Genomic DNA, 14548 nt, shown 5'->3' on the forward strand with positions numbered 1-14548 from the left:
TGGTGGCGGCGCGGGCGGGTGACGGCGATGCCTTCGGCCGTCTGGTGGGGCCGCTGCGCGACGAGTTGCGCGCGTACTGCTACCGGATGCTGGGGTCGATTCACGACGCGGAGGATGCGGTCCAGGACACCCTGGACCGGGCGTGGCGCAGCCTGGAGCGGTTCGAGGATCACGGATCGATCCGGCCGTGGCTGTACAAGATCGCGACGAATCGGGCATTGACGATCATTGAACGTCGGGGACGGCGGGAGCTGCCCACCGACCTGAGCGCGGAAGGTCCGCCGCTGACCGAGGTGGCGTGGCTGGAGCCGTACCCGGATCGGCTGATGGGCTGGACGGCGCGGCTGAGCCCGGAAGCCCGCACCGTCGCGCGGGAGAGCGTGGAATTGGCGTTCGTCGCCGCCCTGCAGCAGCTGTCGGCGTCGCAGCGAGCGGTGCTGCTGCTGCGCGACGTGCTCGGCTACTCCGCCAGCGAGGTCGCCGAAGTGTTGGCCACCACGGTCGCCGCGGTCAACAGCGCTCTCCGGCGGGCCCGCAAGGTCGTCGTCGAACAGCGGCCGGAACCCAGCCAGCAGCAGGCCCTCAAGGCGCTCGGCGACGCGGCACAACGGGAGCTGGCCCGGCGGTACGTGACCGCCTGGGAGGCCGGTGACGTCGACGCGATCGTGGCGATGCTGGCCGAGGACGCGCGGTACTCGATGCCGCCGCTGGCGACCTGGTACGCCGGCCGGGCGGAAATCCGCGGGTTCCTGGTCGATGCGGTGCAGCGGTATCGCTGGCGGTTCCTGCCGGCGCGGGCGAACGGGCAGCTCGCGTTCGGCACCTACCTGTGGAGCGACGAGCGGGGCGCGTACGTCCCGGCGGGCCTGGACCTGCTGGCGCTGCGCGGGCGGCACGTGGCCACGGTCGTCTCGTTCCTGGGCGCCGACTTCGCGACGTTCGGTCTGCCGGCCCAGCTGACCGAAGATGACGACTTTCCAGCCGCGCGATGAGTTTGCCGACCGGCCCGGGTTGTAGTCCCGACGGACGCATCGACCCGGAAGGACGAGCCGACCATGGCTACCAACGAGGAACAGATCCGCACCCTGATCGAGCGCTGGGCCGAGGCGGTCCACCACGGCGATCTCACCGGAGTCCTCGCCGACCACACCGAGGACATCGTGATGTTCGACGTACCGCCGCCCCATCAGGGAGTGCGTGGCCTCGACGCCTACCGCGAGACGTGGCCGCCGTTCTTCCGGTGGCAGGCCCGGGGCGCGTCGTTCGAAATCGAGTCACTGGACGTCACCGCCGGCGAGGACGTCGCCTTCGCGTACGCCCTGCTGCGCTGCGGCACCGAGCGCGACTTCGCCGACAATCCCGACAACCGCCTCCGGCTGACGTTCGGTCTGCGTAAGCGGGCGGGCCGGTGGGTCGTGACCCACGAGCACCACTCCTTCCCGCTCGCCAGCCAGGGCTGACCGGGTCCGGGTGCGGGGTCTCGCGGATGCTCTGCCTGCTGCGACTGTCCAGCGACCAGCGGCCCGAGAGTTTGGCCGACTGGTTCGAACGGGACAACTGAGACCAATGCGTCTGGAGGGACGACGAAGGCCGGTCCCGTACGGGGCCGGCCTCGGCGTTCTGTCTGCTCAGGTGAGCGGAGGATACGAGATTCGAACTCGTGAGGGTGTTAACCCAACACGCTTTCCAAGCGTGCGCCCTAGGCCTCTAGGCGAATCCTCCGTCGGACAGGATACAGGTCCACGGGCGTACGCTCACAACCGCCACCGGGTGAAGATCGCCCCGGCGGCCGGGTAGACTCGACGGTACCCCTCGTGCGGCGTGTATCTCGTGAACCTCCCCAGGGCCGGAAGGCAGCAAGGATAAGCGAGCTCTGGCGGGTGCACGGGGGGCCTTTCTGTCTCCGGGAGCGGCCGAGCGAGGCCCCCGGCGGCCCCCGCGATCTTGACATCGGGGACGGCTGCGCCAAGGTGGGAGGAAGCCGACCGAAGGAGCCTGTCATGACCACGGCGAACCGTCCCGGTTTCCACCTTGCCATCCCGGTTGACGACCTCGACCGCGCCCGCGCCTTCTACGGCGGGGTGCTCGGCCTGGCCGAGGGGCGCTCGGCGAGCCACTGGGTGGACTGGAACTTCTACGGACACCAGGTGGTGACCCACGTGGTGCCGAGGTCGCCCGAGCAGGCCGATGCCGGGCGCAACCCGGTCGACGGGCACGACGTGCCGGTACCGCACTTCGGGCTGATCCTCACGATCGAGGACTTCCACGCCCTGGCCGACCGGATCAAGGCGGCCGGTGCCGAGTTCGTGATCGAGCCGTACCTGCGCTTCGCCGGGGAGCCCGGGGAGCAGTGGACCATGTTCTTCCGCGATCCGGCCGGCAACGCGCTGGAGTTCAAGGCGTTCAAGGACGAGGCGCAGCTCTTCGCCAAGTGAGCGGCCGGGGAGCGGACCAGGTCGGCCCGGGAGCGGGCCGACCTGGCACGGGAACCGACCGGGTTGGCCGGTGGGCACGGTGAATGCCGCCACCGGAGCTTGATCGACGTGGAAATCGTCGGCGGGGCGTGCCAGCCTGTCAGACGGCCCGCCCCACCGGGGGTGGAGAATGGCTCGGTCGAGAGGAGGCGGGGCAGAGTGGCGCTCGCGCTCTACCGCAAGTACCGGCCGCGTACGTTCGCCGAGGTCATCGGGCAGGAGCACGTCACCGAACCGCTGTCGGCTGCCCTGCGCAGCGGGCGGCTGCATCACGCCTACCTCTTCTCCGGCCCACGCGGCTGCGGCAAGACCTCCAGCGCCCGGATCCTGGCCCGCTCGCTCAACTGCGAGCAGGGCCCGACGCCGGAGCCGTGCGGGGTCTGCGCGTCCTGCAAGGCGCTGGCCACCGACGGCGCCGGCTCGATCGACGTGATCGAGATCGACGCGGCCAGCCACGGTGGCGTCGACGACGCCCGTGAGCTGCGCGAGCGTGCCTTCTTCGCCCCGGCCAGCAGCCGCTTCAAGATCTACGTCATCGACGAGGCGCACATGGTCTCGTCGGCCGGCTTCAACGCCCTGCTCAAGCTGGTCGAGGAGCCGCCGGAGTACGTCAAGTTCATCTTCGCGACGACCGAGCCGGAGAAGGTCCTCGGGACGATCAAGTCGCGTACCCACCACTACCCGTTCCGGCTGATCCCGCCGGGCGTGCTCCGGCCGTACCTCGAACAGCTCACCGCCGCCGAGGGCGTCAAGGTCGATCCCGCGGTCTTCCCGCTGGTCGTACGCGCCGGCGGCGGCAGCGCCCGGGACACCCTGTCGGTGCTGGACCAGCTCATCGCCGGGGCCGGCGAGGAGGGCGTCAGCTACGCCCGCGCGGTGGCCCTGCTCGGGGTCACCGACGCGGCGCTGCTCGACGAGATGTGCGACGCGCTCGCCGCCGGGGACGGCGCCGCCGCGTACGCGACCGTGGACCGGGTCGCCGAGGCCGGACACGACCCCCGCCGCTTCGCCGCCGACCTGCTGGAGCGGCTGCGGGACCTGATCGTCCTGCAACAGGTCCCCGACGCGGTCGCCAAGGGCCTCATCGACGGCCCCGACGACCAGCTCGAACGGATGGCCGCCCAGGCCCAGCGGCTCGGCCCGGCGACCCTGTCGCGCTGCGCCGACATCGTGCACAACGGCCTGGTCGAGATGCGCGGTACGACCGCTCCCCGCCTGCTGCTGGAGCTGATCTGCGCGCGGATGCTGCTGCCCGGCGTCGACGACTCCGCCGGTGGGCTGCTGCAACGCCTCGAACGGATGGAGCGCCGGCTGGCGGGCGCCGAACTGCCGTCGGCCGCCGCCGGCTCCGCACCGGCCGCCGCCGCGGCACCGGTACGCCCGGCGCCCGCTCCGGAGGCCGCCCCCGCCGCTCCGGCGCGACCGGCCCCGACCGGTCCCGCCCCGGCGGCCGAGGCACCGGCGCAGCCGGCACCCGCCCGCCCGGCGCCGACCGAGGCGGCGCGGCCCGACCCGGTCAGCCCCGAGCCGCCGCGAGCCGCCCCCGCCCCGCCGCCCGTACCGGGGCCCGGGGAGGTGGGCGCGGCGGACATCGGCGCCGTGGAGCGGTACTGGCCGGCGATCGTCGAGCAGACCAAGCACCGCCGGGTCGTGTGGAGCCTGATGCAGAACGTCACGCCGCACGCGCTCGACGGCAACACGCTGGTGCTGCGGGCCAACAACCCCGGCATCGCCAACCGGTTCAACGACGACGGCCTGCTCACCGTGCTCCGCGACGCGCTGCGCGCCGTGCTGAAGGTCCAGTGGCAGATCCGGTGCGAGCTGGCCGGCGGCCCGGCGGGCCCCGCGCGCCCGGCGGCCGGACCGCCGCCCGCGCGGGGCGGCGGTCGTCCACAGAACGAGCCCGCCCCGGCCAACCGCCCGCCGGCACCGGCACCGGCCCAGCCTCCGGCGGCGAGCCGTGCGGCCCAGACCGCGCCGACGAGCCGCGCGGCCCAGCCCGCGGCGACCGAGTCGGACGACTCCGGCTGGCCCGAGCCGGCGAGGCCCGGTGGCGGGGCACCGACGGGCGGGGCACCGACGGCGGCGGCCCCGGTGGACGAGGAGTGGCCGGAGCCGGCCCGCCCGGGCGGCGGCGCGGCCTCCGCGCCGGTCTCCGCACCGGCGACCGGCGCGCCGGCACCCTCGGCCGGCCCGGCCGGCAACGGAGGCCCCGCCGGCACCGGAACTTCGGTCGGCAACGCAACCGCTGCCGGCAACGGCACTCCGGCCGGCGCCCCGGTGAACGGCGGCGGTTCCGCCCAACCCGGAGCCTCGACCGTGGCGTCCGCGGCGCGTACCCCCGCCGCCGGTAGCGGCCGGACCGGCGGCAACGGTGGGGCCGCGACCGCCGTGGCGGGCAACGGCCCGGCCGGCGGTGGTCGCCCGGTGAGCCCGGCGCTGGCGGCGGCCCGGGCGGCGGCGGCCGGGCGCGCGGCGCGTACCCCGGCGGGAGCGGCACCGGCGGCGGCCGCGACCCGGGTCGCGGACAGCGACTGGGCCGGCGAGCCGCCCTACGACCCGGATTACGACGGCCCGGTGCGGCCCGGTGCGGCGCCGGCGCCGGCGGCCGTGACCTACGAGGGGTTCGACCCCGGCGACGAGCCGACCGACGAGGTGATCGACGAGCGGACCGCCCGGCAGACCAGCGAGCAGCAGGCGGTGCAGCTGTTGCAGCAGGCGCTCGGCGCGGAGCGGATCGGCGAGACGGACCTCACGTAGCGCCGGGGCGTGGTCGACCTCGCGCGACGGTCGCGAGGCGGCGCCGCGGCCGGGTACCTGGCCGCGGCCGGGTACCGGTCACGGTCGGGGCGTCACGCGGCATCGCCCGGGACGGTCGCGTCCACGGGGTCACCCGAGCGGATGTGCACGTCCGCCGGCGCGAACCGGGTGCCGTCGGCGGCCACGAAGGCCAGTCGGACCCGCCCGCCGGTGGACGGGTCGGTACAGACCGGGGTCCTGCTCTCCTCGACCGGTAGGTGCCGGTCGCCCCATTCACCGAGGGCGAAGATGATCGTCTTGAGCTCCTCGCCGGCCTCGGTGAGCTGGTACTCCTCGCGGCCCCGGCCGCCGTTCTCCCGGTACGGGCGCCGCGTCAGCACACCGGCGTCGACCAGCCGGGCGAGCCGGGAGCTGAGCAGATCGGGGGCCAGTCCGAGCCGCGCCCGGATGTCCGAGAAGCGGCTCCGCCCCCAGAAGCACTCCCGCACGATGAGCATCGTCCAGCGGTCGCCGAGCAGGGCCAGCGAGCGCGCGATCGCGCAGGTCGCGTCCAGTCCAGGTGTCGCAGCCATGGGTCCCGATGATAGACGCCACATCGGCCATATCTGAATAGGTTTTTCCTACCCAGCTGTTCTACGGTTGCCGACGCCCGAGCAACCCGCAGAGCCGAGGGGACGAACAAGTGGTTTCTGGCCCAGGTCCGCAGGAACAGGAGCGCGACCAGGCGCCGCCCAGGGCGGCGTTCTGGGTGGCCGCCGCCGTCGCGGCGCTCGCGCTGTGGACGAGCGCGGCGCCCACGATGACGTACCCGATCTACGCCAGCAGGTGGCATCTCACCCCGGCGATCACGACGCTCGTCTTCGCCGTGCACCCGGTGGTGCTGGTCGCGGTCCTCGTCCTCTTCGGGGGCGTCTCGGACCACATCGGCCGCCGGGCGGCCATCCGGTACGGCCTCGCCGCCGAACTCGTCGGCGTCGCCGTGTTCGCGGTCGCGGGCAACGTCGGGTGGCTCTTCGTCGCGCGTGCCTTCATGGCCGTCGGCGTCGGTCTGTCGTTCAGCCCCGCCACCGCGGCGATGACCGAGTTCGTGCCGGCGCGGGTCCGCCGGCACGCCAGCGCGATCACCACCGCCGCGACCGCGGTCGGGATCACGCTGGCGATGGTCGGCGGCGGTGCGCTCATCCAGTACGCACCGATGCCGCTGGCGCTCGACTACTGGATCCTCGCGGCCGTCGTGATCGTCGTCGCCCTCTGTACGCGCCTGCTGCCCGCCCACAACCGGGTCGAGTCGACGGACCGCTGGCGGCTGCGCCCCATCCGGGTACCCCGGGGGCACCTCGCGGTCTTCGTCACCGCCGCGATCACCGTGAGTGCGTCCTTCGTCGTCGGCGCGGTCGTGCTCTCGCTCGGCGCGCAGATCGCGCGCCAGCTTGTCGGCTCGACCAACGCGCTCGTCACCGGCTGCCTGCTGTCGGTGTTCGCCGTGGTCGTCGCCGGGACGGCCCTGGTCTTCTCGCGCGTACCGGTCTGGCTGACCGTCGTCCTCGGCGCGCTCGCCTCGGCCGCCGGGCTCGTGCTGTTCGCGGTCGCCGGCGTCACCGGCGCCGTCGTGTGGTTCTTCGCCGCCGCGGCCCTCGCCGGCCTGGGCTACAGCCTCGAATTCACCGGCGGGATCAGCCTCGTCGCCCGGTACGCGCCCCCGGAGCACCGCGCGGAGATGTACTCGGCGACCTATCTGGTGGCGTACCTCTTCCAGGGCGCCGGCGCCGTCCTGCTCGGCGTCACCGCCACCCGGATCGGCCTGCGCGCCACCCTCGTCGACGCGGTACCGATCATCTCGGTGCTCCTGCTCGCCTCGCTCGTACTGGGCCTGGTGGTCGCCCGTGGCCGGCACCGGGCCGCCCGAGCGGCAGCCGACCCGACCGGCCCGGCCGTCGCCCCGACCGATTTGGCCGTCGAGCCGGCCGGCGCCACCGACCCGGCCGGCGCCACCGACCCGGCCGTCGAGCCGGGCGGGGCGGCTCCGGGCCGCCGGCCGGCGGTTCCGCCCCGGCGGCGTCGCCGTGTGAACAGGCGAAGCCCGAGTACTAGGCTGGTGGCGACATCTACCGCAACCGAGGAGTCGCCGTGCGCCCGGGTGGACAGCCCAACCTGCAGCAGATGATGAAGCAGGCGCAGAAGATGCAGCAGCAGATCGCCGCCGCGCAGGCGGAGCTCGCGGAGGCGGAGCTGACCGGTACGGCCGGCGGCGGCCTGGTCACCGTGACCATCTCCGGGGTCGGCGAGGTCAAGAGCATCAAGATCGATCCGAAGGTGGTCGACCCGGACGACGTGGAGACCCTGGAGGACCTCGTCCTCGCGGCCGTGCACAACGCCAACGAGGCGGTACGCAAGCTCACCGAGGAGAAGATGGGGCCGGTCACCGGCGGCATCGGCGGCCTCGGCCTGCCGGGCTTCTGAGTCACCCCAGATGTACGAGGGTGCGATCCAGGATCTGATCGACGAGCTGGGCCGACTCCCCGGGGTCGGCCCGAAGAGCGCCCAGCGCATCGCCTTCCACGTCCTCTCGGCCGACCCGGCCGACGTCACCCGGCTGGCCACGGCCCTGCGCAAGGTGAAGGAGCTGGTGCGGTTCTGCACCATCTGCTTCAACGTGGCCGAGTCGGAGCAGTGCCGGATCTGCCGCGACCCGCGCCGTACCGACGAGGTGCTCTGCGTGGTCGAGGAGCCGAAGGACGTGGTCGCGATCGAGCGGACCGGCGAGTTCCGGGGCCGCTACCACGTGCTCGGCGGGGCCATCAACCCGCTGGAGGGGATCGGCCCGGACAACCTGCGGGTACGTGAGCTGATGGCCCGCCTCGGCGCCGGTACCGTACGCGAGCTGATCCTCGCCACCGACCCGAACACCGAGGGCGAGGCGACCGCCACCTACCTGGCGTTGATGGTCAAACCGATGGGGATCTCGGTCACCCGGCTCGCCAGCGGCCTGCCGGTCGGCGGCGATCTCGAATACGCCGACGAGATCACGCTGGGCCGCGCCTTCGAGGGCCGCCGGGCCCTCTGACGACCGTGAATTGCCTGCGCGGGGGCCGGTGGCGGCGTGATCGAGCGCGACAGATGCCCCGTTCCGGATGTGACAGGTCAATGTCGGGCGATGCGATCATCGTTATAAACCTGTTGCTTGGTGTCGGGTTGATAGAGATTCACGAACGGCCGTTCCGTTCGAGGTCCCGAGCCAACTAGCCTGCCGCAAACGGACCGTGCCAAACCCCCGGCGTTGGTCATGCGCATGACAGAGGTGAGAGATGCAGGCGACAAGGCTCAAGGCGGCGGTAGCCGTCGCGGCCGCTGCCGCGATGGTGGCCGGCGCGGCCGGCTGTGCCCAGAGCGACCGTGACAAGGACAGTGGCGGCGCCAAGACGGGGGGCACCTTCATCTTCGCTGGTGCCGGTGACCCCAAGAACTTCGACCCGATCTTCAACGACGACGGTGAGTCCTTGCGGGTGATCCGGCAGGTCTACGAGACCCTGGTGACCCACAAGCCCGGCACGGCCGAGGTGACCGGCGGCCTGGCCGAGAGCTGGGAGCACGACAGCACCGGTAAGGTCTGGACCTTCCACCTGCGCAAGGGTGTGAAGTTCCAGGACGGTACCGCCTTCAACGCGGCGGCGGTCTGCTTCAACTTCGACCGCTGGTACAACATGAAGGGCTCCGCGGCCCAGAGCCAGATGATCTACTACACGGACGTCTTCGGCGGCTTCGCCAAGAACGAGGCGGAGACGGCCGGCAAGTCCATCTACGAGAAGTGCGAGGCGAAGGACGACGCGACCGCGGTCCTGACGCTGAACACCTACAAGGGCGCGTTCCCGGGCGCCTTCGCGCTCACCTCGCTCTCCATCGCCAGCCCCGAGGCGCTGAAGAAGTACGACGCCGACAAGGTCGTGCAGAACGGCGACTCGTTCGAGTACAGCGCCTTCGCCAACGAGCACCCGGTCGGCACCGGGCCGTTCACGTTCGGCGGCTGGGACAAGGCCAAGGGCGAGATCACCCTGAACCGCTACGCGGACTACTGGGGCGAGAAGGCCAAGGTCGACAAGACGATCATCAAGATCATCAAGGACGAGACCACCCGCAAGCAGGAGCTGCGCGCCGGTACCGTCCAGGGCATCGACTTCCCGGCGCCGGCCGACCAGAAGGCGCTCGCCGGCGAGGGCTTCCAGGTGCTGCCGCGCCCGGCCTTCAACATCCTCTACCTGGGCATCAACGAGAAGAACCCGAAGCTGAAGGACCTGCGGGTGCGCCAGGCTATCGCCTACGCGCTGAACCGGCAGCAGCTGGTGCAGACCAAGGGCCCGGCGGGCGCCTCGGTGGCGGACCAGTTCGCCCCGAACACCGTGCTCGGCTACGCCCCGGACGTGCAGAAGTACGACTACAACCCGGAGAAGGCGAAGCAGTTGCTCGCCGAGGCGGGCGCCCAGAACCTGACGCTCAACTTCTACTTCCCGCCGGACGTGACCCGGCCGTACATGCCGAACCCGCAGGAGATCGCGAACGTCCTGAGCAACGACCTGCAGGCCGTCGGTATCAAGGTCAACGCCGTGCCGCGCCCGTGGAACGGCGGCTTCAAGGACGACGTGCAGCAGTTCGGCAAGCAGGACCTGCACATCCTCGGCTGGACCGGTGACTACAACGACCCGAGCAACTTCACCGGTACCTTCTTCGGCCGGGCGAAGGTCGAGTTCGGTACGCAGGGCATGACCGAGATGTTCGACGCCATCAGCAAGGCCGACGCGACGGTCGACGACGCGGCCAAGAAGGCGGCGTGGGAGCAGGTCAACCGGGACCTGATGAGCAAGTGGCTGCCGGCCGTCCCGATCTGGAACGCGCCCCCGGCGATTGTGGTCACCAAGGACGTCAAGGGTCTGGTCCCCAGCCCGTTGACGGCCGAGGAGTTCAACACGGTCACCGTCGGCTGAAACCAGCGGTAGCGGAAGTGGCCCGGGCCGGGCGTGCACGTCCGGCCCGGGCCGACTCGCTCTAGTAGAGAAATCCTGGTGTGAAAGATGTTGCGAGTCATAGTGCGCCGCCTGTTGCAGATGGCGGTGACCCTGATCGCGCTGTCCGCGTTGATCTTCATCTGGCTACGGAACCTGCCCGGCGGGCCGATCGACGCGCTGCTCGGCGAGCGGGCCACCCCCGAGCGGCGGGCGCTGCTGACCAAGGCGCTCGGTTACGACCAGCCCATCCTGGTGCAGTACGGCAAGTTCATGCAGCGGCTGGTCACCGGCGACTTCGGCAACTCCATCCGGACCGGTGAGCCCGTCACCGCGGTGATCGGCCGGGCCTTCCCCGCCACGGTCGAACTCGCGGTGGCCGCCCTGATCATCGCGGTCGGTCTGGGTATCCCGCTCGGCTACCTGGCCGCCCGGCACCGCGGCCGGATCCTGGACAACCTGAGCATCACCGCGACGCTGGTCGGCATCTCCATCCCGATCTTCTTCCTCGGCTACCTGCTCAAGGACGTCTTCACCCAGGGCATCCACTGGTTCCCGCCGTCCGGCCGGATCACCACGGGGCTGGACAACACCGAGGTCACCGGCTTCTTCGTCCTCGACGGGCTGCTGACCCGGGAGTTCGACGCCAGCGCCGACGCGCTCTGGCACCTGATCCTGCCGGCGGTCACGCTCGCCACCATCCCGCTGGCGGTGATCGTACGGATCACCCGGGCCAGCGTGCTCGACGTGCTGAACGAGGACTACGTGCGCACCGCCGAGGCCAAGGGCCTGCGGCACCGGATCATTCGCGGCCGGCACGTGCTGCGCAACGCGCTGCTGCCGGTGGTCACCACCATCGGTCTGCAGACCGGCTCCCTGCTGGCGGGCGCGGTGCTGACCGAGAAGGTCTACAACTGGGGCGGCCTCGGCACGCTGATCACCGACTCGATCAGCGGTGGTCGCGACTACCCGGTACTCCAGGCGGTGATCCTGCTCGCCGCGCTGGTCTTCGTGGTGGTCAACCTGTTGGTCGACCTCTCCTACGCGATCATTGATCCCCGGGTGCGTGTGCGATGAGCGAAAGCGGTGTCGGCATCCTCGCCGACAAGAAGAAGGCTCGACTCGAGGAGCTGGCGCAGGCCAGCGTCGAGGCGGGCGGGGTGAGCCTGTTCCGGGACGCGCTGCGGCGGATACGCCGCAACCCGGTCGGCATCGTCGGGGCGGTGATCGTCGGCCTCTTCCTGCTGGTGGCGATCCTCGCGCCGCTGATCGCGCCGCACGACCCGTACCAGACGTTCCCGGCGCTCACCAAGAACCTGAGCGTGGACCACATCCCCGGAGCCCAGGACGGTTTCCCGCTCGGCTCCGACCCGCTGGGCCGGGACTTCGCCTCGCGGCTGCTCTACGGAGCCCGGCAGACGCTCTTCGTCGGTGTGGTCGCCACGCTGATCGGGCTCGGCATCGGCGTACTCCTCGGTGCCGTCGCCGGTGCGTTCGGCGGCTGGGTCGACGTGGTGCTGATGCGGCTGACCGACGTCATGCTCGCCCTGCCCGGGCTGCTGCTGGCGATCACCCTGGTCGCGCTGGCCAGCAAGTCCAGCCAGTGGACGGTGATCCTCGCGGTCGCGATCGTGGCCGTACCGATCTTCGCCCGGCTGCTGCGCGGCTCGATGCTGGCCCAGCGGGAGAGCGACCACGTGCTGGCGGCGCGCGCGCTCGGCGTCAAGGAGAGCGCGATCGTGCTGCGGCACATGCTGCCGAACGCGCTGACGCCGGTGATCGTGCAGGCCACGCTCACCTTCTCGGTCTCCATCCTGGAGGCCGCGGCGCTCTCCTTCCTCGGCCTCGGCGACCCCGACCTGAACCGGCCCGAGTGGGGGGCGCTGCTCGGCATCGACGGCCAGCGCTACTTCGAGGTACGCCCCGAGCTGGCCTACTACCCGGCCATCGCGATCATCATCGTGGCGCTCGGCTTCACCCTGCTGGGCGAGGCGATGCGCGAGGCCATCGACCCGAAGAACCGGCGGTGACGAGATGACCCTGCTCGACGTACGGGACCTCAGCGTCGTCTTCAACCGGCGGGGCGAGAAGCCCTTCACCGCCGTGGACAACGTCAGCTTCACCGTGGAGCCGGGCCAGACCGTCGGCCTGGTCGGGGAGTCGGGCTCCGGCAAGAGCGTCACCAGCCTGGCGATCATGGGCCTGCTGCCGAAGCGGGGCAACAAGGTCGGCGGCGAGGTGCTCTTCGACGGCACGGACCTGCTCAAGCTGCGGTCGGAGGACATGCGGGACCGGCGCGGCCGGGAGATCGGCATGATCTTCCAGGACCCGCTCTCCTCGCTCAACCCGGTCATCCCGATCGGGTTGCAGGTCGCCGAGGTGCTGGAGCGGCACCAGGGGCGGGACCGCCGCACCGCGCTCCGGGAGGCCCGCGACCTGCTGGACGCGGTCGGCATCCCGGACCCGTCCCGGCGGCTCAAGGAGTACCCGCACCAGATCTCCGGCGGCATGCGCCAGCGGGCGCTGATCGCCATCGCGCTGGCCTGCAAGCCCCGGCTGCTGATCGCCGACGAGCCGACCACGGCCCTCGACGTGACCATCCAGGCGCAGATCCTGACGCTGCTCAAGGAGCTGGTCGACCAGTCCGGTACCGCGCTGATCATGATCACGCACGACCTCGGGGTGGTCGCCGGCCTCTGCGACACCGTCAACGTCCTCTACGGCGGCAAGGTGGTGGAGACGGCGCCCCGGCACGACCTCTTCGCCGAGCCGCGGCACCCGTACACGCACGGGCTGCTGAGCTCGGTACCGCGGCTCGACTCGCCGCGGGGCGAGCGGCTGCACGCCATCCGCGGCTCGGTCTCCGACAACATCCCCTGGTCCGAGGGGTGCGCTTTCGCGCCCCGCTGCGACCGGGTGGTGGACGCCTGCCTGGAGGGGACCCCGCCGTTGGAGCCGACCGCCCGCAACGGCCGGCTGCGCTGCAACAACCCGGTGCCGGTGGAGGTGGCGGTATGAGCGAGTCCGAGATCAAGCGCACCGAGGGCGCGACGCCCGAGGCGGCGGAGCCCGCGCGGACGCCGGCGGCCGAGAGGCCGGCGGCCGGGACGCCGGCGGCGAGCGCGACGCGGGCGCCGGAGCCGGCAGCCGGCGCGACTCCGGCGCAGGCCGGCGCGCCCGAGGTCGAGAAGGCGCCGCTGCTGGAGCTGCGCGACGTCAAGGTGCACTTCCCGATCAAGAGCGGGGTCCTCTTCGACCGTACGGTCGGACACGTCTACGCCGTCGACGGTGTCTCCCTGTCGATCCGGGCCGGCGAGACGTACGGGCTGGTCGGCGAGTCGGGCTGCGGCAAGTCGACGCTCGGCCGGGGGCTGCTGCGGCTGGTCGAGCCGACCGACGGGGAGATCGTCTTCGACGGGATCGACGTGCGCTCGCTCAAGGGCGAGGCGTTGCGCCGGGCCCGGCGGCGGATGCAAATGATCTTCCAGGATCCGCTCTCCAGCCTGGACCCGCGCCAGTCGGTGCAGTCCCTGCTGGTGGAGGGGCTCAAGGCGCACGGGCTGGCCAAGGACGGCCCCGCCACCGAGAGCCAGTTGCGGGCCACCCTCGACGCGGTGGGACTGCCCGCCTCGGCGCTGCGCAAGTACCCGCACGAGTTCTCCGGCGGCCAGCGCCAGCGGATCGGCATCGCCCGCGCCCTGGTGCTCGGACCGGACCTGATCGTCGCCGACGAGCCGGTCTCGGCGCTGGACGTGTCGATCCAGGCGCAGGTGCTCAACCTGATGGAGGACCTCCAGGAGGAGCGCGGGCTGACGTACCTGATCATCGCGCACGACCTGGCCGTGGTGCGGCACATCGCCGACACGGTCGGGGTCATGTACCTCGGCGGAATCGTCGAGGAGGCATCCAGCGACGACCTGTACCGGGAGCCGCTGCACCCGTACACCCGGGCGCTGATGTCCGCGGTGCCGGTGCCGGACCCGCTGGTCGAGGATCGGCGCGAGCGGATCCTGCTCGCCGGTGACCTGCCCTCGCCCGCGAACCCGCCGTCCGGGTGCCGCTTCCACACCCGGTGCCCGTGGGCGCAGCCGACCCGCTGCGGCGACGAGCGGCCGGCGCTGCGGGAGATCGTGCCGGGCCACCGGGTGGCCTGCCACTTCGCCGAGGAGATCGCCGCCGGCCGGTTGCGCGCCCACGAGGTCCAGCCCGAGCTGGTACGTCCCGACGAGGCGGCCGGGCCGGGCGACCCGGGGGAGCTGATCCCGACCCCCTGAGGCGTGGCGTCATCCGAGGGTTCCTCGTCGTCGCGACCCGCGATGG

General features: G+C 71.8%; 12 protein-coding genes, 1 tRNA gene, 1 other RNA gene and 1 pseudogene. 13 read left to right on the forward strand and 2 right to left on the reverse strand.

All coding sequences use genetic code 11. The annotated features are described in order from the left end of the window. The first annotated feature begins 2 nt into the window (after positions 1-2). Together AB0J86_RS27925 and AB0J86_RS27930 are read left to right on the forward strand one after the other, a co-directional pair. On the forward strand, positions 3-992 hold the full coding sequence (locus tag AB0J86_RS27925; RefSeq protein ID WP_363860644.1) for a sigma-70 family RNA polymerase sigma factor: 990 nt from the start codon (positions 3-5) through the stop codon (positions 990-992). Positions 993-1055: 63 nt separating this feature from the next. Next, positions 1056-1445 (forward strand): annotated as a pseudogene (locus AB0J86_RS27930) (SgcJ/EcaC family oxidoreductase); the annotation flags it as partial. A gap of 192 nt (positions 1446-1637) precedes the next feature. On the opposite strand, the gene AB0J86_RS27935 reads toward AB0J86_RS27930, so the two are convergent. After that, positions 1638-1722 (reverse strand) — tRNA-Ser (locus AB0J86_RS27935). 84 nt (positions 1723-1806) lie between these two features. On the opposite strand from AB0J86_RS27935, the gene ffs reads away from it, so the two are divergent. The 3 genes from ffs (at position 1807) to AB0J86_RS27950 (ending at position 5234) form a co-directional block, all read left to right on the forward strand. Further along, positions 1807-1897, forward strand: an RNA gene (ffs, locus tag AB0J86_RS27940) — signal recognition particle sRNA small type. A gap of 103 nt (positions 1898-2000) precedes the next feature. Further along, positions 2001-2435, forward strand: a complete 435-nt coding sequence (locus tag AB0J86_RS27945; protein WP_363860592.1) for a VOC family protein — start codon at positions 2001-2003, stop codon at positions 2433-2435. A gap of 198 nt (positions 2436-2633) precedes the next feature. Continuing rightward, positions 2634-5234: a DNA polymerase III subunit gamma and tau gene (locus AB0J86_RS27950; RefSeq protein ID WP_363860593.1), complete on the forward strand. Its 2601-nt coding sequence runs from the start codon at positions 2634-2636 to the stop codon at positions 5232-5234. Between the two features lie 92 nt (positions 5235-5326). On the opposite strand, the gene AB0J86_RS27955 is transcribed toward AB0J86_RS27950, so the two are convergent. Continuing rightward, entirely contained in the window at positions 5327-5806 is a 480-nt protein-coding gene (locus AB0J86_RS27955; protein WP_363860594.1) for a helix-turn-helix domain-containing protein, read from the reverse strand. 110 nt (positions 5807-5916) lie between these two features. On the opposite strand from AB0J86_RS27955, the gene AB0J86_RS27960 reads away from it, so the two are divergent. The 8 genes from AB0J86_RS27960 to AB0J86_RS27995 all read left to right on the forward strand — a co-directional run bounded on the left by AB0J86_RS27960 (position 5917) and on the right by AB0J86_RS27995 (position 14502). Continuing rightward, positions 5917-7398 (forward strand): MFS transporter, encoded by a 1482-nt coding sequence (locus AB0J86_RS27960; RefSeq protein ID WP_363860595.1) that lies wholly within the window; start codon positions 5917-5919, stop codon positions 7396-7398. Then, positions 7386-7694 (forward strand): YbaB/EbfC family nucleoid-associated protein, encoded by a 309-nt coding sequence (locus AB0J86_RS27965; protein WP_363860645.1) that lies wholly within the window; start codon positions 7386-7388, stop codon positions 7692-7694. Before AB0J86_RS27960 ends, AB0J86_RS27965 begins: the two co-directional genes overlap by 13 nt. Before the next feature lie 10 nt (positions 7695-7704). Further along, a complete protein-coding gene (gene recR, locus AB0J86_RS27970) occupies positions 7705-8298 on the forward strand; it encodes a recombination mediator RecR (protein ID WP_363860596.1) in 594 nt (197 codons plus the stop codon). A gap of 241 nt (positions 8299-8539) precedes the next feature. Continuing rightward, a complete protein-coding gene (locus AB0J86_RS27975) occupies positions 8540-10210 on the forward strand; it encodes an ABC transporter substrate-binding protein (RefSeq protein WP_363860597.1) in 1671 nt (556 codons plus the stop codon). An 87-nt stretch (positions 10211-10297) separates the two neighbouring features. Then, positions 10298-11305 (forward strand): ABC transporter permease, encoded by a 1008-nt coding sequence (locus AB0J86_RS27980; protein ID WP_363860598.1) that lies wholly within the window; start codon positions 10298-10300, stop codon positions 11303-11305. Further along, positions 11302-12258: an ABC transporter permease gene (locus AB0J86_RS27985; protein WP_363860599.1), complete on the forward strand. Its 957-nt coding sequence runs from the start codon at positions 11302-11304 to the stop codon at positions 12256-12258. The genes AB0J86_RS27980 and AB0J86_RS27985 overlap by 4 nt, the downstream gene beginning before the upstream one ends. Positions 12259-12262: 4 nt before the next feature. Then, complete coding sequence (locus AB0J86_RS27990; protein ID WP_363860600.1) at positions 12263-13246, forward strand: ABC transporter ATP-binding protein; 984 nt, start codon at positions 12263-12265, stop codon at positions 13244-13246. Further along, positions 13243-14502, forward strand: a complete 1260-nt coding sequence (locus AB0J86_RS27995) for an oligopeptide/dipeptide ABC transporter ATP-binding protein (protein ID WP_363860601.1) — start codon at positions 13243-13245, stop codon at positions 14500-14502. The genes AB0J86_RS27990 and AB0J86_RS27995 overlap by 4 nt, the downstream gene beginning before the upstream one ends. The last annotated feature ends 46 nt before the right edge of the window (positions 14503-14548 follow it).

This window comes from Micromonospora sp. NPDC049559, assembly GCF_040676675.1.
Lineage (GTDB): Bacteria > Actinomycetota > Actinomycetes > Mycobacteriales > Micromonosporaceae > JBFAPK01.

What these genes read in the sequence shown, in the direction of transcription:
- AB0J86_RS27945 (WP_363860592.1), top strand. Translation starts at nt 2,001, where the DNA reads ATGACCACGGCGAACCGTCCCGGTTTCCACCTTGCCATCCCGGTTGAC.
- AB0J86_RS27955 (WP_363860594.1), bottom strand. Translation starts at nt 5,806, where the DNA reads ATGGCTGCGACACCTGGACTGGACGCGACCTGCGCGATCGCGCGCTCG.
- recR (WP_363860596.1), top strand. Translation starts at nt 7,705, where the DNA reads ATGTACGAGGGTGCGATCCAGGATCTGATCGACGAGCTGGGCCGACTC.
- AB0J86_RS27975 (WP_363860597.1), top strand. Translation starts at nt 8,540, where the DNA reads ATGCAGGCGACAAGGCTCAAGGCGGCGGTAGCCGTCGCGGCCGCTGCC.
- AB0J86_RS27980 (WP_363860598.1), top strand. Translation starts at nt 10,298, where the DNA reads ATGTTGCGAGTCATAGTGCGCCGCCTGTTGCAGATGGCGGTGACCCTG.
- AB0J86_RS27985 (WP_363860599.1), top strand. Translation starts at nt 11,302, where the DNA reads ATGAGCGAAAGCGGTGTCGGCATCCTCGCCGACAAGAAGAAGGCTCGA.
- AB0J86_RS27990 (WP_363860600.1), top strand. Translation starts at nt 12,263, where the DNA reads ATGACCCTGCTCGACGTACGGGACCTCAGCGTCGTCTTCAACCGGCGG.
- AB0J86_RS27995 (WP_363860601.1), top strand. Translation starts at nt 13,243, where the DNA reads ATGAGCGAGTCCGAGATCAAGCGCACCGAGGGCGCGACGCCCGAGGCG.